Consider the following 19,573-nt stretch of genomic DNA (forward strand, 5'->3'; position numbering starts at 1 on the left):
TCAGCCTACGCCGACATAACGCCTGACTGCCGACGGGTCGGCGCGCAACGCCTCGACATCCACCGTCTCGCGGTTGCGGCCATTCTCGATGAAGGCGACGCGGTCGGCGACCGACAGCACGGCATCGACCCGCTGCTCCACCAGGATGGTGGAAACGCCCTGTTCGCGCAGCTTCGCCACCGTCTCGCGGATTTTTGCGATCATCGACGGCATCAGCCCTTCGGTCGGCTCATCGAGCAGCAGCACCTGGGGCTCCAGGCACAGCGCACGGGCCATGGCCAGCATCTGCTGCTCGCCGCCGGACAAGGTGCCGGAGCGCTGCCGCAGCCGCTGGCGCAGCAATGGAAAAAGGTCGAGCACGTTTTCCCGCACGGCCTTGCCCTTGCCGCGCGCCATCAGCCCGATCTCGATGTTCTCCGCCACCGTCATGTCGGCGAACAGCCGCCTGCCCTGAGGGACATAGGCGACGCCGGCCTTCGGTACCTCATGGGCGGCCAGGCCGGTCAATTCCTGGCCGGCGAGTTTAATCGAACCGGCGCTGGCCGGGACAAGGCCCATGATCGCCTTCAGTGTCGTCGTCTTGCCGGCGCCGTTGCGGCCGAACAGGCACAGCACCTCGCCCTTGTTCAGCACCAGGTCGAGGCCGTAGAGCACCTGGACCTCGCCATAGAAACAGTCCAGCCCCGAGATGGTGAGCGCTTCGGAGTTTGCCGCGATCATGGGGCCGTCCCCAGATAGGCTTCCTGCACCGCCGCGTTTTCGCGGATCGCCTCGGGTGTGCCTTCGGCCAGGATCTTGCCGGCGTTGAAGACGGTGATGCGGTCGGCCAGCTGCATGACGACGGGGATGTTGTGCTCGATCAGGAGCACCGTGGCGCTGTCGGCGATGTCGCGCACGAGCGCGATGAAATTGTCGATCTCGCTGTCGGCCAGCCCCTGCGTCGGCTCATCAAGGATCAGCAGGCGCGGTTTCAGCGCCAGGCCCATCGCCACCTCCAGCAGCCGCTGGTGGCCATAGGACAACTGCCCGGCCTGCATATGGGCGCGGTCGGCCAGGCCAGTGCGTTCGAGCGCCGACATGACGCCTGCCTTGATCGCGCCCTTCGAAAGGCCGTCGCTCAGCGTGAGCTGCACCGGCAGCGCGATATTGTCGTAGACGCTGAGATTGGCGAAGACGCTGGTGATCTGGAAGGTGTAGGCGATGCCCCGGCGCACCCTGGCATAGGCCGGCAGGCCGGTAATGTCGGCGCCGTCGAAGATGATCGCCCCCGAAGACGGCTGGATGCGGCCGCTGATCAGGCTGACGAAGGTGGTCTTCCCAGCCCCATTGGGCCCGATCACGGCGCGGATCTCGCCCGGCACCACTGTGAAATCGACATTGTCGACGGCGCGCAGGCCGCCGAAATTGCGCGACAGGCCCTTGGTGGTCAAAAGAGGCGTCATGGCAGCCACCCGAGCCAGCGCTGGCGGGTGGTGCCGAGAATGCCTTTCGGGAAAAACAGCACCAGCAGGATCAGCGCCACGCCGACGATCAGCAGATAGGCGGAGGTGAAGCCGCTGGTGACGTCGATGACATAGTACATGAACAGCGTGCCGATCAGCGGCCCGAGCGTTGTGGAGGCGCCGCCGAGCAGCACCCAGAGCAGCGGCAGGATCGAGTACTGTATCGAGGCGAAGCTCGATCCGACATAGCCGAACAGCAGCGCATAGGCGGCGCCCGACGCCGCGCAGATCGCGCCGGAGACGACCACGGCCACGAGCTTGTTGGAGAAGGTGTCGTAGCCCAGCATCTTTGTCCGCTCCTCGTTCTCGCGGATGGCGACCAGCACGCGGCCGTATCGGGAGCGGACGACGGCCAGCGTGATCAGAAGCACGAACGAGAACAGCCCCAGCGCGCTCATATAGCGCACCGTCGGATTGGTGAGATCGAGCGAGGTCGCGCCGAAATTCAGGACACGTGCCGGCTGCGGCACCACCATGCCCTGGTCGCCGCCGGTCCAGGCGGCAAAATAAAGGATGAGGAGGTAGAAGATCTGCGCGAACATCATGGTGACGATCATGAAGGCGACACCCGTGGTGCGCAGCGCCAGCAGCCCGATCACCAGTGCCAGCACCGCGCCGCAGGCGATGCCGCTCAACAAGGCCGCCGGTACGCTCCAGCCAAGCTGGATGACGCCGAGGCCGGCGCCGTAGAGGCCGGCGGCAAAGAACATGGCATGGCCGAGGCTGAGCAGCCCGACATAGCCGAACAGCATGTTGTAGCCCATGGCGAACACCGCCAGCACCATGATGCGGGCGACGAGGCCGTGATGATAATCCGGCAGCACGAAGCTCAGGACAAAAAGCAGCGCGATGATGCCGAGATGCAAGCCATAGGCTTTTGCCGGCGAGGCCTCGCTCATCGCGTCGCCGTCCCGAACAGGCCCTGCGGCCGAAACACGAGCACCATGGCGACCAGCAGCGTGGCGATGATCTTGGCCAGGGTCGGCGAGAAGAACATCGAGATGATGCCGTCCGACAGGCCGATCAGCACGGCGGCGATGACGGTTCCGCGCAGCGAGCCGAGACCGCCGATGATGACGACGATGAAGGAAAGCAGCAGCGGATCCTGCCCCATCAGATAATGCGCCTGGCTGATCGGCACGATCAGAACCGCGGCGATCGCCGCCAGCATGGCGCCGAGCGCGAAGACGCCGCCATAGACGCGGTCGACCGGGATGCCGAAGGCCTGCGCCGTCTCGCTGTCATACTGCGTGGCGCGCATGACGAGGCCGACCCTGGTGCGGGTCAGCACCAGCCATGTGATGACGAGCAGAAGGGCGGACGCCGCGATAACAGACAGCTTGTAGCCGGAATAGCCGAACCACGGCAGAAGGATCCGGTAGCTGAAGGGCGGCTCTACCGGGCGCGCTTCCGGCCCGTAGAAGCTCAGCGCCAGCTGCTGGATGATGTAGAGCATGCCGATGGTGGCGACGATGGTGGCTTCCGGATTGTAGTTCAGCCGGCGCAGCACCAACCGCTCGGCGACCAGCGCAAGGGCGCCGACGATCAGCGGTGCAATAATGAGCGCCGCCAGGAACCCGAGCGCCGGATGGCCCGATATCGCTGTCGAGATGGCCCAGGCGAGCACGGCTCCCAGCATGAAGAACTCGCCATGCGCGACATTGACGACGCGCATTACGCCGAACACCAGCGACAGCCCAAGCGCCGTCAGCGCCAGCACGGCGGATGTAACGAGGCCTTCTAGGGCGGCGAGGAGGAGGTGGGGACCGAACTGCATTGGGCTACCCGGTTACGGAGGCGCGAGGCGCCCCCCTCTGCCCTGCCGGGCATCTCCCCCTCAAGGGGGGAGATTGGCTGTAATCACGGGCTTCGCCAATCGGCAAGGCTGGTAGGCGGGTGCCTTCGCACAAACTGCCGATCTCCCCCCTTGAGGGGGAGATGTCCGGCAGGACAGAGAGGGGTAGGCCGAAGGGCACTGTGCTTAAAGTACCAAGCTCACAGCGCCTGCGTCGTGTAATCCCCCTCCGGCTCGTAAAGCCCGTCCTCGATCTTGGTCTTGTGCACGACCTTGAGCTTGCCGCTTTCGACCTTGGAGATGTTCTGGATGCCGAAGCACTGGTGGATCTTGCCGTTGAAGGTCTTTGGCCCCTGCGGATGCTCGGGCCCTTCAGCGAATTCGGTCAATGCCTCGGTCGCCTCGACCAACTTGGCGCGGTCCTCCGGGCCCTTGTAGCCGGCATCCTCCATCGCCTTTTTGACGACGTAGAGCGTCTCCCAGCAGCCGAACATATGCGCGGCGGTGGAGACATCCTTGGGGTCGCCGACGGCCGCGCCATTGTCGTCGATGCCGACGGCGGCACGATAGGCCTTCTGCGCCTCGGAATCGTTGGCCTGGGCGTAACGCGGCGAGCCTTCCCAGAAATGACTGCCGTCCAGGAATTCGAGCCCGGGGCTGTTGATGTCGACGGCTTCGAGCGAATCGATGAAGCCGAACAGCTGCGGCCGGTTGGAGCCGTAGAACTCGCCGAGCTCCTTGACGAAGGTGAGCACGGCCGGGCCGACCATGACATGGTAGATCACCTCGGTCTCGGCCGGGATCTGGGGGAAGTATTTGGTGAAGGAGCTCTCCGTCGGCGGGATGGCGATCTGCGCGATGACCTCTGCGCCCTGCGCCTTCAACGCCGGCGGGAGGTAGTCGCGGTGGTCGTAGCCGAAAGCGAAATCGGGGAAGATCTGCGTCACCTTCTTGCCGGCATTGGCCGCGATCCACGGCGCCATCGACTGGATCTGGCTCTTCACGTCGGTGATGCCGGGCTGGAAGACATAGCGGTTGAGCTTGGTCGAGGCGACATGGTGGCCTTCGCTGACGACGAAATAGGGCATCTTGGCTTCGCCGGCGGCGGGCGCCGAGCCGATGACGACATGCGAGAACAAAGTGCCGAAGACGATGTCGGTCTTGTGCTGGGTGGCGAACTTGCCGACCACCTCGGCGCCACGGCCGGGATCGGTGCCGTCATCCTCGATGATGACCTCGACCGGCCGGCCATTGATGCCGCCGGCGGCGTTGATTGCCTTGACCGCAGCGGCCGTGGTCTTCTCGTACCAGCGGCCATAGGCGGCGCCGATGCCGGTTCGGTGCGACTGGAAGCCGATCTTGATCGGAGCGGAGCTTTGCGCCTGGGAGTAGCGGACGAAACCGGGTGCGACGGCCAGGCCGGCGCCTGCTGCCAGCCCCTTCAGCGCCGTGCGGCGGGTGAGGCCGGCCTTTGAGAGATCGAAAAACCCATTCTTGTCAGTCACGGCAGTTCCCCTGTTTTTGAGTTTTGACCTATGGCTGGAACGCAGCAGGCCGCCTCCTGCGGACGGCCGAAATTGCATGTGTACAAACTAAATCACCAAAGTCCGGACACGGCAATGCCGTTTCCCCGGGAGGATCCCGGTTTATTTCCGCCACGACTAGCCGACGGTCGGCGTGGCGAGCAGCCAGAGGCCGAAGACGGTGTAGGCGATCATCAGCAAGGTGAGCGGAAACTGGCTGAGCGCGGCGCGGGCGGGAACCGGATGCAGGCGCGCGGCGAAGCCGTGGGCGACGAGCACGGCAAGCAGGTGACCGAGAATGATGGCGCCGGCCTGGATGTTCCACAGCCACCATGCCGAGCCCGCGCCGGCGGCGATCCCTGCCTCGATCTGCATGTCGGCGGTGCCGAAAACGTTCCAGCCGAGCGCGAACGGATCGGAAAGTGCTGCAAGCGCATATTGGCCGTCGACCAGCAGCGCCGTCAGGTAGTGCGCGACATGGTAGGCGAGCGCGATCGGCACGATCGACCAGACCAGCAGTCCCGCCGCCTTGCCAAGCCTGTGGCCGCCGCCGGCGAGGGCCTGGCCGACCGCCACCGCAAGCAGGAAGACCGCCGCAAGCAACGCGAATGTCAGGACGAGGCCGAAACTGCCGCTGCCGATCACCGCCGTGCGGCCTGGGAATTCCAGCGGATTGATGCCGAACAGGCCCAGCCAGAAGAAGGTCTTCGACAGGCCGTCATAGGAAACCGAGGACAGGGCGAGCAGCAGGAAGGCTACGCCGCTTGCCGGCAAAGGCGCGGCGGTCAGCAGCTTGGCGCCCGGCCAGCATAGCGCAAGCCGGCCGCGCTCGTCGCGCATGACAGGCGCGAAGCGTGCCACCATCGAGAAGAAGACGGTGAGGAACTCGCCGCCGCGAGCCCACGCCCCATAACCGAACAACAGCATGGCCAGCAAGGTGAACAACCAGTAGAGGCCGGCGGCCCAGGCCAGCCGTGTCGGATCGTCGGGCGCCGGATCGATAAGCTCGAACCAGGCAAAGGCGAAGAACAGGACAACAGCCGGCCAGCAGCCGAGCCATGGTGGAAGGCGCCAGGCCGCTTCACCGCCTCGGCCGGCCAGGCGCGACAGGAGACGCACCGGGCCGTACCAGGGATTGAGCCAAGACCAGAAATCGCCGAGGAAACCTTGCAGCAGCGTGAAGCCAGCCCACAGCAGTGTCCAGATCACCAAAGGCAGCGGATTGGAGAGCGGATCGCGGCTGCCGAGAAAGCCGGCGGCGATGAGAGAGGCAAAGCCGGCAAAAGATATCAGGCTGAGGGCGGCACGCGCACCGTCACCCAGTGTGAACAGCGGCAGGCGCCGCCGCCAGAAGCGACCGAGCTGATCCGCCGGCAGCAGCGCCAGCACGAGGAAACTGGCAGCCACGGCGAAAGCGCCGCCGACCAGATAGTAGCCGGTCGGCAGGAGCAGGACATGGCCACGGTCGGAGGCGTGCGCGAAGGCGGGGGTTGGAAGGGATAGCGCCGAGGCCGCAAGGCAAACGAGCAGAATTTGCGAGAGGAGGCACTTTACGGCGCCCCCCTCTGTCCTGCCGGACATGTCCGGCAGGACAGAGGGGGGCGTGAAGGAACTCGAACTATCCATGAGTCCGATCTCGACTCACACCTTGACCAACTGCTCCACCCGGTCCTTTTCACCGAAGATGCGCAGATACCGCTCGATCTCCTTGAGGTCACCCGTCGCCTTGGCCGGATTGTCGGAGAGCTTGACCGCTGGCCGGCCGTTGGCCTCGGTCACCTTGCAGACCAGCGATATGGCGTCGAGGCTGTCGGTTGCCGTAGGCGCGCAGCCCTCGAAATCATTGGTCAGGTTCGTGCCCCAGCCGAAGGACATGCGCACCTTGCCCTTGAAGTGGCGATAGGTCTCCTCGATGGTCTCGACCTCGAGCCCGTCGGAGAAGATCAGCAGCTTCTGCTTGGGGTCCTTGCCCTTCTCGCGCCACCAGGACAGGATCTTTTCGCCGCCCTCGATGGGCGGCGCGCTGTCGGGACGAAAGCCGGTCCAGTCGGCCACCCAGTCCGGCGCGTCGCGCAGGAAGGAAGCCGTGCCGAAGGCGTCGGGCAGCACGATCAGCAAATTGCCGCCATAGTAGCGCTGCCAATCCTGCAGCACCTTGTAAGGCGCCTGTTTCAATTCCTTTTCCGAATTGGCCAGCGCCCCGAGCACCATCGGCAGTTCATGCGCGTTGGTGCCCAGCGCCTCGAGGTCGTTGTCCATGGCCAGAAGCACATTGGAGGTGCCGGTGAAGGCCTCGCCGATGCCTTCCTTCAGCGCTTCCACGCACCAGCGCTGCCACAGGAAGGAATGGCGCCGGCGTGTGCCGAAGTCGGAAATGCGGATGCCGGGCTGCGCTTTCAGCCGTTCGGTCTTGGCCCACATCTTGGATTTGGCTCGGGCATACAGCACATCGAGCGCGAACGGTCCGAAGGCCCGCATGGCCGCGCGGGAACGTAGCTCGTTGATGATGGCGAGCGCGGGAATTTCCCACAGCGTGGTGTACATCCACGGGCCGCTGAAGGAGAGCTCGTACTGGCCGCCGCGCCTGGAAAGCTCGTAGTCGGGCAGCCGGAAATTCTCCAGCCAGGCCAGGAATTCAGGTTCGAAAATCTGCTTGCGGCCATAGAAATTGTTGCCGCCCAGCCAGATCATCTCCTTCTTGGAGAAGCGCAAGGTGCGGGCGTGGTCGAGCTGTTCGCGCAACTCGCCCTCGTCGATCTCCTCGGCCAGCCGCACCGAAGTGGTGCGGTTGATCAGCGAGAAGGTGGCGTCGACCTTGGGATACATGCCCCAGATCATCTGCAGCATCAGAAGCTTGTAGAAATCCGTGTCGAGCAGGCTGCGCACGATCGGATCGAGCTTCCAGGTATGGTTGTAGACGCGCCGCGCAATATCGGTCCTGGCCATGTCTCGTACCGCCTTCGCTGCCTGCCACCCATCATCGCGACAGGCCTAATAGCATCGAATTGGCAAAAGCGCTGCCCGGTTTCAGGCTGGCCCGACAAAAAGAAAGGCCTGCGGCAGCGGACCCGTCCGAACGCAATTGATTTTTCCAAGGCGCTACCGGACACTCCGGAGAAGACAGACAGGAGAAAACCGACATGGGTTATGACAGCGGCAAGCTCGACGCGTTACGCCGCAAATATGGCGAGAGCCATGGCGGCGAAATGTTCGACCCGAAGTTCCGCAAGGTCGCCGACAAGATATTCTCCAAATCGGGCACGCGGCTTGCGCCCTATTCCGGTATCCCCACCTTCCTCGCCGCGCCCTATCGTGAAATATCGGCCGACAACCCGGATTTCGGCGATTTGCAGGTGGCGATGATAGGCGTGCCGATGGATCTCGGCGTCACCAACCGGCCGGGCGCCCGCTTCGGGCCGCGGGCGCTGCGCGCCATCGAGCGCATCGGTCCCTACAATCACGTGCTGGAATGCGCTCCCACGCACGAGCTTAGGGTCGCCGACATCGGCGACGTACCGTTCCGAAGCCGCTACCGGCTCGAGACCAGCCATGAGGACATCGAGCGCCGCACCAACCAGATCGTCGATGCCGGCGTCATTCCCTTGTCGGTCGGCGGCGACCATTCGATCAGTCATCCGATCCTGAAGGCCGTCGGCAAGAAGGCGCCGGTCGGCCTGATCCACATCGACGCCCATTGCGATACCAGCGGCTTGTTCGACATGACCAAGTTCCACCATGGCGGTCCGTTCCGCAACGCGGTGCTCGATGGCGTGCTCGATCCGACGCGCACCATCCAGATCGGTATCCGCGGTTCGGCCGAATATCTGTGGGAGTTCACCTACGAGTCCGGCATGACCGTTGTCCATGCGGAGGAAGTGACCGGCCTTGGCATCCCGGCCATCATCGATAAGGCGCGCAAGATCGTGGGCGACGGCCCGACCTATGTCTCCTTCGACATCGACAGCGTCGATCCGGCCTTCGCGCCGGGCACCGGTACGCCGGAAGTCGGCGGCCTGACGACGCGGGAAGTGCTGGAACTGCTGCGCGGTCTCAAAGGCCTCAACATCGTCGGCGGCGACGTCGTCGAGGTGGCGCCGCAATATGACGCGACCACCAATACCGCGCATGCCGGCGCCCAGGTTCTGTTCGAGATACTGAGCCTGATGGTGTTCAGCCCTGCGCTCAAAAACAGCTGACGCCGACAAGGACGGAAAGGCCGCCGGACAGCAAGGCGGCCCTCCGCATCAGTGTTCGAACACCGGAGGCGGAGCCAGGCGGTCGCGCCGCAGCCAGCGCGCCAGAAGCAGCGCCGCCACCACCGCCAGTCCGCTGGACAGCCCGATCCAGATGCCGACGCCGTGGAAGCCGAAAGGGAAGGCGAGCAGCACGCCCAGCGGCAGGCCGACGCCCCAATAGCCGATTGCGGCATAGATCATCGGCACCTTGGTGTCGTGCAGGCCGCGCAGCATGCCGGCGGCAACCGCTTGCGCGCCATCGAAGACCTGGAACAGGGCCGCGAAGACCAGGAACGATACGGCAAGCGTGATCACCCTGGTATTGGCGGGGTTGGCCAGATCGATGAAGGCGCTGATCAGGAGATGCGGCCACAGGATCATCACCAGGCCCATCAGCGCCATGAACGAGACTCCGATGACGAAGGCGGTCCAGCCGGCGCGCGAAACGCCTTCGCGATTGCCGGCGCCATGCGCAAGCCCGACGCGCACCGTCACCGCCTGGTTGAGGCCGAGCGGCACCATGAAGGAGATCGACGCGATCTGGATGGCGATGGCGTGCGCGGCAAGCGAATCCGCGTCGATCAGCCCCATCAGCAGCGCCGCGGCATTGAAGATCGTCACTTCGAAGGCAAGGATGCCGGCGATCGGCAGGCCGAGCCGCAGCAGGCCCTTGAAGCGCGGCCAGTCGGACCGCCAGAACCGGCCGAACAGGCGATAGCGCCTGAACTTCTTCTCCCACATCACGACGGCGGCCATGCCGACGAACATCAGCGTTGAGGATAGCGAGGTGGCAAGGCCCGAGCCTGATATGCCCATGGCCGGCACGCCGAGATTGCCGAACATGAACACCCAGTTGAAGAAGACGTTGCAGGCGACCGCGACGAAGACGATGATCAGCGCCCAGCCCGGCCGCTCCAGCGCCGAGATGAAGGAACGCAGCACGATATAGCCGTAGAAGGGCAGCACCGCCCATTCCAGCCAGCGCAGGTAGATGCCCGCCTGATGCGCCAGTGCCGGCTCCTGGCCCATGGCCAAAAGAATGGGCTCGCCGTGCCAAAGCACGATCCAGATCGGGATGCAGATGAGGATCGCCAGCCACAGGCCCTGGCGCACGGTGCGGCGCAGGTCGCGCACCGAATGACGTCGGCGGCCGAGCTCGGTCGCCATCATCGGCGAGGTCGCCAGCATCAGGCCGAGGCCGAAGATCAGCGGCATGAAATAGAGATTGGCGCCAAGCGCACCGCTGGCGAGCGTGTCCGCCCCCAGCCTGCCCATCATCATGACGTCGGTGGCCGTCATGGCGGTCTGGCCGAGATTGGTAAGCACCATGGGCCAGGCGAGCGCCAAAGTCGCCCTGATTTCCTGACGCCAAAGTTTTTCCGGCGCGCGAGCGCCGGCTTCGATCGCAGACATTGTTCCGCTCTTTCAAGGTTGCGGCGCATCGGCAAAAAAGCCGGAAGCCGCATTGCAAACGGCGAGACCCTCGGTTTCGCGGCGCTTACGTCAGCTTTTGTACGAAACGCGACATGAAGGCAAGGGAAGAGGGGCGGGAACAGATTGATCCAGTCGGATCGCCGATGACGCTGAAGGCTTGTGACCGACGCTCTCCGACGGCCCATTTCACACATGCTCCCAAGGCTGCTACGCATTGCAAGGACGAACGAGGTGCCAACGGAACCCCAATTTGCAGGAGGCGGGATGCAGTTCAGGCGCAGAAGGAATCCGGTTGCGACGCTTCGCACGGCGCCGGCCTTCGAACATATCGTCACCGAGGCGAGCGACAGTTTCCTGTGGCGGCTGGACGACTATCCTTGGGAGCGCAATGTCTGGAATTTCCATCCTGAGTACGAAATCCACCTCTTGCGAAAATCTTCCGGCGTCGTGCTGGTCGGCGACCACATCGGCGAATTCGGACCGGGTTATCTCACCATCGTCGGCGGCGGGCTGCCGCATGATTGGGTGACCGCGGTGCAGCCGGGCGAGCTGATCGAAGGCCGCGACATCGTCCTCCAGTTCGATGCCGAGAGGCTGCGCGGGTCGGCTGGCCTGTTGCCCGAACTGCGCGAATTGGAGTCGTTCCTGGAGCGGTCGCTGCGCGGCATGGTTTTTCATGGCCGCACGGCACTGGAAGGCGCCGAGTTGATGGAACGGATGGGGGACGTCAGCGGGCTAACCAGGTTCTGCCTGTTCCTGAATCTCGTCGATCTCCTCGCCAGGACCGACGAATACGAGCTGTTGTCTTCGCCGGATTTCTCCCCTGTTCTGGATGCCGCCTCGCTCGACATCATCCAGCGCACGCTGACCTATCTGTTTCAGCATTTCGCCGAAGATCTGAAGCTGCCTGATGTGGCGGCGCTCGCGGGAATGACCGAGAGCACGTTCTCGCGCTTCTTCCAGAAGAACACCGGCAATTCCTTCAGTGACCACCTTGCCAAGCTGAGGCTGTGGCAGGCCTGCAAGCTGCTGGCCGATACCGAGATTCCGATCACCGACATCTGTTTCCAGGTCGGCTATATGAACATCTCCAATTTCAACCGCGCCTTCATGCGCAAGCACAAGATGACGCCGTCATCCTATCGCAAGCTGTCGCGGCAGCGGCTGGCGATGCGCGCGTAAGCACGCCCTAAAACCACCGCTCCCGAGTCTGATCGATACTCATGTGAGATTGGCTGCAGCCGGATGCCGGTTTTTGCGCCGCACAATGCATAAAAGTACAGGTCTTCTGCAACGGGGCTTCTAGCGCGACCCGCTGCAACGCCGCATTTTGGCGGCGGGTGGCAAGTCGCTCGGGCGATGGTGAGGATCGCGCAACCCGAGGACGTCCGCTTCCTGCGACGTGTTCCTGGAGGAGAAAATAATGAAACCAATTCGGCTCGCTGCCAGCCTTGGTGCAGCTTTCATGCTTTCCGCTACCGTTTCCACCATCGCTTTGGCGCAGGCGCCGGTCTGCTCGGCGCCGGTCAAGGTGCTGGCGCAGCCACGTGACGGCCTGACGCTTCTGGAGGACTCCAAGGCCGAGTTCGAGAAGCTTGCCGGCGCCGGCTTCCAGATCGATTACCTCAACGAGAACGACCGCCGCGCAAAATCGCGCGCCGATGCGTCCACGGTCGGCAACTACAACGTCTACTATGTCGACGAAGCCAATGTCGCGCTGTTCGCGTCCTCGAAATGGATCGTGCCTCTGGCCGACTATTATCCGGCCGACTACGACTATGCCGACTTCGACCCCGGCCGCCAGAAGGTCGCCACCTATGACGGGAAGGTCTGGTTCGCGCCGCTGACCGGCGGCGGCGACCTGATGGTCTATCGCAAGGACGTGCTGGAGGCAGCCGGCATCCAGCCGCCGAAGACGCTCGACGAACTGATCGCCGACGTGCCGAAGCTGACCAATCCGGACAAGGGCATGTATGGCATCGCGCTGCGCGGCGCGCGCGGTTCGGGCGCCAATGTCTGGCGCTGGATGCCGTTCTTCAAGGCCTATGGCGGCCAGTGGTTCGACGGCGACAAGCCGGTCTTCAATTCGGATGCCGCGGTCAAGGCGACCGAGACCTACCTGAAACTGTTCAAGGATTCGGCGCCCGGCACGCAGACCGGCAGCTGGGATGAATCGACCGGCGCCTTCCTGTCGGGCCAGGTCGCGATCCTCGTCGAATCGACGCCGCTGTCGGGCATGGCGGTCGACCCGAAGACCTCGCAGGTCGTCGGCAACATCGGCTTCCTGCCGCCGCCGTCGCCACTGCCCGGCGGCGGTTACGGCCATGGCCTTGCCATCGCGGCCAAGGCCAATGCCGACGACGCGTCGAAGAAATGCGCCGGCCTGTTCATCGCCTGGGCAACATCGAAGGAAAACGAGAAGCGCCGGCTCGACGCCCACCAGTTCGGTGAGCTGAACCGCACCAGCATCCTCGCCAGCAAGGAATTCGCCGACATCTACGGCGCCGATCTCGGCCAGGCACTGGCCGAAACCGGCAAGGTCACGGCGGTCAATTTCTGGCAGGACCCGCGCTGGCCCGATCTCGGCGACCGCTGGGGCATCATCCTTGAGGAACTGGTCACCGGTACCCGCACCGACATCAAGGGCGGCCTCAACGAGCTCGAGGCTTATGCCAACGATCTGGTGAAGAAATAAGCCATCCTCCCCCTGCGGCGTGCGGTCCACGGCATTCGGTGGAGCGCCGGAACCTGTGCGCCGCAGGTCTCTGTCCACCGCCATTGAGCCAGCCATCGCGCAAAGAGGGTCCAGACATGTTCAACCGCTCGAGACGCAAACGGGGATAGATGGATGCCTCGACGCTCATCCCTGCCGGTCACCTTCGTGGTGCCGACACTCGGCATCCTTCTGGTGCTGTCGATGGTGCCGACGCTCTACGCGGTCGTCATCGCCCTGCAGAATCGTGAACTCAGCTCGACAGCCTATTCCTATGTCTGGTTCTCGAATTTCGCCGACCTGTTCGTCGACCGCCGCTTTCTCAACGCCGTCTGGGTGTCGGTGAAATGGGAATTCGTCACGGTCATCGCGACGATGACCGTTGCCGTCGGACTGGGCGTCCTGATGTTCGAGGTCGCCTCGCCGCGCCTGCGCAACCTCTATTGCCTGCTGTTCATCATCCCGGTCCTGCTGCCGCGTGTGTCGGCGGCCTTCGTCTGGAAGTTCGCCTACCATCCGCTCTACGGCATCGCCACTTACCCCTACCGGCTGCTGACCGGTGGGCTGATCTTCGATCCACTGTCCAAGCCGTCGACGGCGTTGTTCGCGGTCGCATCGGTCGATGTCTGGCAATGGGGCCTGTTCTTCGCCGTCATCGTGCTCAAGCTCCTGGAAACGCTGCCGCCGCAGCCGATCGAGGCGGCCCGGCTCGACCATGCCAAACGCTGGCAGATCCACGCCTATGTGACCTTGCCCATGCTCAAGGCGCCGCTGATCAGCCTGATGTTCGTCAAGATGATCGAATCGCTGCGCTCCTTCGACCTGATCTATGTGATGACCCGCGGCGGCCCGGGCGTGGCGACCGAAACGCTCGACATGTACGCCTTCTCGCAAGGCTTCATCGAGTCCGGCAAGGTCTCCTACGCCTCGGCGATGGCGGTGCTGATGATGATCGCCACGGTCATCACCTTCACCATGCTGTGGAAGCGGGTGCAGGCATGAGACCATATCGGATGAGACCCGGCCGCCTGATCGGCAAGACCGTGCTGGCGTTTGCAGGCTTCATGGCCGTGTTTCCGTTGCTGTGGACGGCGCTCAATTCACTGAAGAACAATGTCGACATCATCACCCGCGTCCCGCGCCTGGTGTTCACGCCGACGCTGGCCAACATCAGCTATATCGTCGGCCGCGACAGCGTCATGACCGGCCTCTACAATTCGGTCGTGGCCTGCGGTTGCGCGGTGCTGATCGGCGTGGTGCTCGGCCTGCCGGCGGCTTACGCCGTGGCACGCTACCCGAACCGCTGGGCCGGCGACATCCAGTTCTTCGTTTTGTCGCTGCGTTTCCTGCCGCCGGTGGCGGTTGCCATTCCGCTGATGGTGATCTGGCTGCAGCTCGGGCTTTACGACACGATTGCCGCGCTGATCGTCACCTATTCGCTGCTCACCATCTCGGTGATCATGTGGCTCGCCATTCCCGCCTTCCAGGCCGTGCCGAAGGAGGTCGAGGAAGCGGCCTTCGTCGACGGCTACGGCGCCTATTCGGTGTTCTGGAGGATCGCGCTGCCGGTCGCGGCGCGTTCGCTGATCGGTGCGGTCGCCTTCAGCTTCGTTCTGGTCTGGAACGAATTCCTGATCGCGCTGATGCTGTCGAGCTCCAACGCCAAGACCTTGCCGATCGTCGCCTCGGAACTCTCCCAGCAAGGCATGAACGTGCCGTGGGGGATCCTGAACGCCTCGGTCGTGCTTCTGTCGCTGCCGCCGCTGTTGTTTCTCGGCGTGCTCAGCGGCTTCCTGAATTCCGTTTTCCGGCAAAAAAAGACTTGAAGCGAGGACGACACGATGCGGGCACTGGTGCTTGAGAAAAAGGGCGAGCTGACCCTGCGCGAGATCGCGTTGCCGCTCGACGTCGGCCCGGACGACGTCAGGATCGCCATCCACACGGTCGGCGTCTGCGGCAGTGACGTGCACTATTACACCCATGGCGCCATCGGCAGCTATGTCGTGCGCGCGCCGATGGTGCTCGGCCACGAAGCGTCCGGAACGATCGTCGAGATCGGCGCCAATGTCCGGACCCTGAAGGTCGGCGATCGCGTCTGCATGGAACCGGGCGTGCCGAACCTGTCGTCGCGGGCAACCAAGCTCGGCATCTACAATGTCGATCCGGACGTCACCTTCTGGGCGACACCGCCGGTGCACGGCATTCTGGCGCCGCAAGCCGTGCATCCGGCGGCGTTCACCTACAGGCTGCCCGACAATGTCTCGTTCGCCGAAGGCGCGATGGTCGAACCTTTCGCCATCGGCATGCAGGCGGCGGCGCGCGCGCGCATCGTTCCGGGTGACGTGGCGGCTGTCGTCGGCTGTGGCCCGATCGGCATCATGATCGCGCTGGCCGCGCTGGCCGGCGGCTGCTCGAAAGTGCTGATTTCCGACTTCTCCGCGCCCAAGCTCGAAATTGCCGGGCGCTATCCAGGCATCGTCCCGGTCAACATCGGCGAGCAGCCGCTGGTCGATGCGGTGCGCGCGGCCACCGACGGCTGGGGTGCGGACATCGTCTTCGAGGCCAGCGGCAGCCCCAAGGCCTTCGCTGATCTGTTCGACGTCGTGCGGCCCGGCGGTGCGGTGGTCCTCGTCGGGCTGCCGGTGGAGCCGGTGGCGCTCAACGTGCCGGCGGCCATATCGAAGGAACTGCGCATCGAAACCGTGTTCCGCTATGCCAATATTTTCGACCGCGCCCTGCAGCTGATCGCCTCCGGCAAGGTCGATCTCAAGCCGCTGATCACCGGCACCTATGATTTCTCTGACAGCATCGAGGCTTTCGAGCGGGCGGCGGCAGCGCACCCTCAGGACGTCAAGCTGCAGATCCTGCTCAGCGGCGAAAAGGGCTGACCATGTCCGCGATCACCTGTTCCCATGTCGACAAGGCCTATGGTGCCACGACGGTCATCCGCGATCTCAACCTCTCGATCGAGGAGCACGAGTTCGTCGTGTTCCTCGGCCCGTCCGGCTGTGGCAAGTCGACCTTGCTGCGCATGCTGGCGGGGCTGGAGGACATCAGCGGCGGCGAGGTCTCGATCGGCGGCAAGGTGGTCAACGATCTCGATCCGGGCGACCGCGGCATCGCCATGGTGTTCCAGAACTATGCCCTTTACCCGCATATGACGATCTTCGACAACATCGCCTTCGGGCTGCGGCGCCAGAAAGTGCCGGCGGCCGAGATCCGGACGCGGGTCGAAGCGGTGTCAAGGACGCTCGGGCTGGAACCCTATCTCGCCCGCAAGCCGGCCGAGCTTTCCGGCGGCCAGCAGCAGCGCGTGGCGATCGCGCGTGCCATGATCAAGACGCCGAAAGTCTTCCTGTTCGACGAGCCGCTGTCCAATCTCGACGCCAAGCTGCGCAACCACATGCGTGTCGAGATCGCCCGGCTGCACCAGTCGCTGAAGACCACCACCGTCTATGTCACCCATGACCAGCTCGAAGCGATGACGCTCGCCGACCGGATCGTGCTGCTCAAGGACGGCGTCGTCGAGCAGGTCGGCTCGCCGGCGGAAATCTACCGTCGGCCCCGCAACATGTTCGTGGCCGGCTTCATCGGCATGCCGAACATGAATTTCATCGACGTGACGGTGGCTCGGAAAGGAAATGGCTGGACGCTGACTGGCGCCGGAACGGTGCTTTCGATGGACGGCTCGGGCTTCCATCTCCAGCACGGTGATCGCGCCGTGCTGGGCATCCGGCCTCCGGACCTGAAGACGGCCGGCGCCGGTGAGACCAGCATACTGCAAGGCACTGCGGATCTCATCGAATTCCATGGCAATGACGCCTTGGTGACATTCGGGTCCGGCGGCAAGGAGATCAGCGCGCTGGTTCCGGCACGCGAATGCCCGGTGCTGCATGCCCCTGTGCGCTACGCGTTCGAGGAGGAAAGCATCCACCTGTTCGACGCGACGTCAGGGGCATCATTACGCAAACAGTAGACCAAGCGCCTTGGCCCTCGAGCAGCTCACCGGTTCCGAACGGCGAGCTGGTCTATCTGTTGTTTTGAGGCAAATTCCGGGCGGAAACCGCTCTATACTTTCCTGGGATTGCTCGAGGCGCTCTACCGTATCGCGTCGAGCGCTTGGCGCTGCCGGTGCATCTCCAGGAAAATCCGGTAGTCGCGATCGAAGCGGGCGCCGGCGGCCGGGTTGGCGGCGCGCGTCCTGCCGCCCTGCTGCATGGCAAGACAGGCCGCGTTGAGGTCGGGGAAAAGCCCGGCCGCGGTCGCCGCCACCATGCCGGTGCCAAGCAACACCGCCTCGTCCGCCAGCGGCTCGACCACCGTGCAGCCGGTGGCGTCGGCATAGAGTTCCATCAAGAGCGGATTCTTGGTGTGGCCGCCGGTGACATGCAGCGTGTCGATCAGATAGCCGTTCTCGTTCAGCGCTTTCAGCACATGGCGCACGCCGAGCGCGATGCCGACAGCGGTGCGCCAGTAAAGTCGGCACAGGCTGTCGAAGGAGGAATCCAGCGTAAGCCCGCTGACCACGCCGACCGCATGCGGATCGGCGAGCGGCGAGCGGTTGCCGTGAAAGTCGGGCAGCACATGCAGCCGGCCGGCAAGCGCATCGCCCTCCGCGGCGCGCAGCTCGGCGACGCGGCTTGCAATCCTGGCATGCATGGCCGCGTTCGGCTCGCCGCCGGCGCCGTGCCAGCGGATAATGTGGTCGAGCAGGGCGCCGGTGGCCGACTGGCCGCCTTCCGACAACCACAGCTTGGGCAGCGCGGCCCCGTAATAGGGGCCCCAGACGCCGGCGAAAGGCTGCGGATCGGGTGACATCGCCATGACGCAGGAGGATGTGCCGGCGATCAGCGCCAGATGACGGCCGATATTCCGCTCGTCGCCGGCAAAGCCGCCGAGCACGCCAAGCGCGCCGGCATAGGCGTCGATCACCCCGGCGCCGACCCGGCATTTTTCCGTCAGGCCGAGATCCGCCGCTGCTTGCGCGCTCAAAGAGCCGATGTAAGCGCCGACCGGACTGGCCTTTTCGGGCAGATTGCCGTGCTCGAAGAGGTCGCCGAGGCCGACGAGTTCGAAGAAATCGCGCTGCCATGCGGGTTCCCGGTGCGCCAGATAGGTCCATTTGGCGGTCAGCGTGCACTGCGAGCGGGCCAGCGACCCCGTCGCCTGCCAGGTCAGGAAGTCGGTGAGGTCGAATAGATAGCCGGCTTCATTCCAGGTCCTCGGCAGGTTTCGCTTCAGCCACATCAGCTTCGGCGTCGCCATTTCCGGCGACATGACGCCGCCGATATAGTCGAGCACCTGATGGCCGCTCGCCGTGCATTCGTCGGCCTCGGCAATGGCGCGGTGATCGAGCCAGACGATGGTGTCCCAGCGCTCCTCTCCGGTCACCGAAACGCTGAGCTGGCCGCCTTGCCTGTCGCGCACGACCAGCGAGCAGGTGGCATCGAAGGAAATGCCGGCAATGTCCTCGGCGGCAACACCGGATTTTTCGCGGGCCGCCCGCACCGCGGCGCACACGGCTGACCAGATATCGCGCGAATCATGCTCGGCGTGATCGGCCTTCGGCTGGTGCATGGCGATCGGGTGCTCGGCGCGGCCGAGCAAGGTGCCACTGGTGTCGAGAATGCCCGCGCGGGCGCTCCCGGTGCCGACATCGACCGCGCAAACGAACTGTTTCGTCAAGATGCTCTGTCTCTCGCTCCCAGGCCTGCAATCAGATCGGGCAATTGCAGCATGTCAGCGAATATAAAGTCCGGCTCACTCGACGCAAGCCGCGCTTTCAGGGCAGGGTTGCCGGCGTGCGCGCCGCCGGTGAAGGCGAAGACGCGCATGCCAGCCGCCCGCGCAGCCGCGACGCCGGCGGGGCTGTCCTCGATCACTAGGCATTTGCGCGGATGCGCCCGCATCGTGGCGGCGGCATGAAGGAACAGGTCGGGCGCCGGCTTGCCCCTGGCCACCATGCCGGCACTGAACAGATGCGGCTCCATCAATCCGAGCAATCCGGTGACGTCGAGCGCGTAGCGGATGCGGTCGAGCGTGCCCGAGGAGGCGACGCAGAACGGCAAGCCGAGCCTCGGCAGCACTTCCTTGACGCCGGCGATCGGCTTCAGCTCCTCGCGGAATTTGCGCATCAATTCGACGCGCATCGTGATCAGGTGCTGATCGGTGATGGGAAGGCCGAAGTCGCGGGCGAGGATCTCGCGCACGCTCTTCATGCTCTTGCCGAGAAAATGCTCGTAGGCCGTGTCTTCGCCAATGCTGCCGCCGGCAAGCGCGATCATGCCGAGCAGCGCCGAGACCGACAGCGTCTCGCTGTCCACCAGCACGCCGTCGCAGTCGAAAATGACCAGTTCCGGCGCCATGGTCCC

Annotated in this window: 17 protein-coding genes; 7 read left to right on the top strand and 10 right to left on the bottom strand. The window is 64.3% G+C overall.

What is annotated here, in order from left to right:
• From LB551_RS09300 to pncB, 7 genes are all read right to left on the bottom strand, one after another.
• Complete coding sequence (locus LB551_RS09300) at positions 1 to 720, bottom strand: ABC transporter ATP-binding protein (protein WP_224658977.1); 720 nt, start codon at positions 718 to 720, stop codon at positions 1 to 3.
• Positions 717 to 1,442, bottom strand: coding sequence for an ABC transporter ATP-binding protein (locus LB551_RS09305; protein ID WP_224658978.1), 726 nt, complete (start codon positions 1,440 to 1,442; stop codon positions 717 to 719). The genes LB551_RS09300 and LB551_RS09305 overlap by 4 nt, the downstream gene beginning before the upstream one ends.
• Positions 1,439 to 2,401, bottom strand: coding sequence for a branched-chain amino acid ABC transporter permease (locus LB551_RS09310; RefSeq protein WP_224658979.1), 963 nt, complete (start codon positions 2,399 to 2,401; stop codon positions 1,439 to 1,441). Before LB551_RS09310 ends, LB551_RS09305 begins: the two co-directional genes overlap by 4 nt.
• The gene (locus tag LB551_RS09315; RefSeq protein WP_224658980.1) at positions 2,398 to 3,279 is read right to left on the bottom strand and encodes a branched-chain amino acid ABC transporter permease; all 882 of its coding nucleotides are present in this window, start codon (positions 3,277 to 3,279) and stop codon (positions 2,398 to 2,400) included. Before LB551_RS09315 ends, LB551_RS09310 begins: the two co-directional genes overlap by 4 nt.
• A gap of 218 nt (positions 3,280 to 3,497) precedes the next feature.
• Positions 3,498 to 4,802 (bottom strand): ABC transporter substrate-binding protein, encoded by a 1,305-nt coding sequence (locus LB551_RS09320; RefSeq protein WP_224658981.1) that lies wholly within the window; start codon positions 4,800 to 4,802, stop codon positions 3,498 to 3,500.
• A gap of 156 nt (positions 4,803 to 4,958) precedes the next feature.
• Complete coding sequence (locus LB551_RS09325) at positions 4,959 to 6,401, bottom strand: hypothetical protein (RefSeq protein WP_224659020.1); 1,443 nt, start codon at positions 6,399 to 6,401, stop codon at positions 4,959 to 4,961.
• Positions 6,402 to 6,461: 60 nt separating this feature from the next.
• On the bottom strand, positions 6,462 to 7,766 hold the full coding sequence (gene pncB, locus LB551_RS09330; protein WP_140551597.1) for a nicotinate phosphoribosyltransferase: 1,305 nt from the start codon (positions 7,764 to 7,766) through the stop codon (positions 6,462 to 6,464).
• A gap of 194 nt (positions 7,767 to 7,960) precedes the next feature.
• Between pncB and speB the strand changes: the two genes are divergently transcribed.
• Positions 7,961 to 9,016 carry an agmatinase gene (speB, locus tag LB551_RS09335; RefSeq protein ID WP_224658982.1) on the top strand — a complete coding sequence of 352 codons (1,056 nt, stop codon included), beginning with the start codon at positions 7,961 to 7,963 and terminating at the stop codon, positions 9,014 to 9,016.
• Between the two features lie 48 nt (positions 9,017 to 9,064).
• On the opposite strand, the gene LB551_RS09340 is transcribed toward speB, so the two are convergent.
• A complete protein-coding gene (locus tag LB551_RS09340; protein WP_224658983.1) occupies positions 9,065 to 10,468 on the bottom strand; it encodes an MATE family efflux transporter in 1,404 nt (467 codons plus the stop codon).
• Positions 10,469 to 10,753: 285 nt separating this feature from the next.
• Here LB551_RS09340 and LB551_RS09345 point away from each other — a divergent pair, with 285 nt between their 5' ends.
• The 6 genes from LB551_RS09345 to LB551_RS09370 all read left to right on the top strand — a co-directional run bounded on the left by LB551_RS09345 (position 10,754) and on the right by LB551_RS09370 (position 17,178).
• The gene (locus LB551_RS09345) at positions 10,754 to 11,671 is read left to right on the top strand and encodes an AraC family transcriptional regulator (protein ID WP_224658984.1); all 918 of its coding nucleotides are present in this window, start codon (positions 10,754 to 10,756) and stop codon (positions 11,669 to 11,671) included.
• A gap of 241 nt (positions 11,672 to 11,912) precedes the next feature.
• The gene (locus LB551_RS09350; RefSeq protein ID WP_140551593.1) at positions 11,913 to 13,184 is read left to right on the top strand and encodes an ABC transporter substrate-binding protein; all 1,272 of its coding nucleotides are present in this window, start codon (positions 11,913 to 11,915) and stop codon (positions 13,182 to 13,184) included.
• A 153-nt stretch (positions 13,185 to 13,337) separates the two neighbouring features.
• On the top strand, positions 13,338 to 14,204 hold the full coding sequence (locus tag LB551_RS09355) for a carbohydrate ABC transporter permease (protein ID WP_224626377.1): 867 nt from the start codon (positions 13,338 to 13,340) through the stop codon (positions 14,202 to 14,204).
• 11 nt (positions 14,205 to 14,215) lie between these two features.
• The gene (locus LB551_RS09360) at positions 14,216 to 15,028 is read left to right on the top strand and encodes a carbohydrate ABC transporter permease (RefSeq protein WP_224658985.1); all 813 of its coding nucleotides are present in this window, start codon (positions 14,216 to 14,218) and stop codon (positions 15,026 to 15,028) included.
• A gap of 15 nt (positions 15,029 to 15,043) precedes the next feature.
• Entirely contained in the window at positions 15,044 to 16,090 is a 1,047-nt protein-coding gene (locus LB551_RS09365; RefSeq protein WP_224658986.1) for an NAD(P)-dependent alcohol dehydrogenase, read from the top strand.
• A 2-nt stretch (positions 16,091 to 16,092) separates the two neighbouring features.
• Complete coding sequence (locus tag LB551_RS09370; RefSeq protein ID WP_224658987.1) at positions 16,093 to 17,178, top strand: ABC transporter ATP-binding protein; 1,086 nt, start codon at positions 16,093 to 16,095, stop codon at positions 17,176 to 17,178.
• Positions 17,179 to 17,300: 122 nt separating this feature from the next.
• Here LB551_RS09370 and LB551_RS09375 read toward each other — a convergent pair whose 3' ends face one another.
• Together LB551_RS09375 and LB551_RS09380 are read right to left on the bottom strand one after the other, a co-directional pair.
• Positions 17,301 to 18,887, bottom strand: a complete 1,587-nt coding sequence (locus LB551_RS09375; RefSeq protein ID WP_224658988.1) for an FGGY-family carbohydrate kinase — start codon at positions 18,885 to 18,887, stop codon at positions 17,301 to 17,303.
• Positions 18,884 to 19,567, bottom strand: a complete 684-nt coding sequence (locus LB551_RS09380) for an HAD-IA family hydrolase (protein WP_224626345.1) — start codon at positions 19,565 to 19,567, stop codon at positions 18,884 to 18,886. The genes LB551_RS09375 and LB551_RS09380 overlap by 4 nt, the downstream gene beginning before the upstream one ends.
• Positions 19,568 to 19,573: the final 6 nt, after the last annotated feature.

It is taken from the genome of Mesorhizobium sp. BR1-1-2 (assembly GCF_020165435.1).
Classification (GTDB): domain Bacteria; phylum Pseudomonadota; class Alphaproteobacteria; order Rhizobiales; family Rhizobiaceae; genus Mesorhizobium.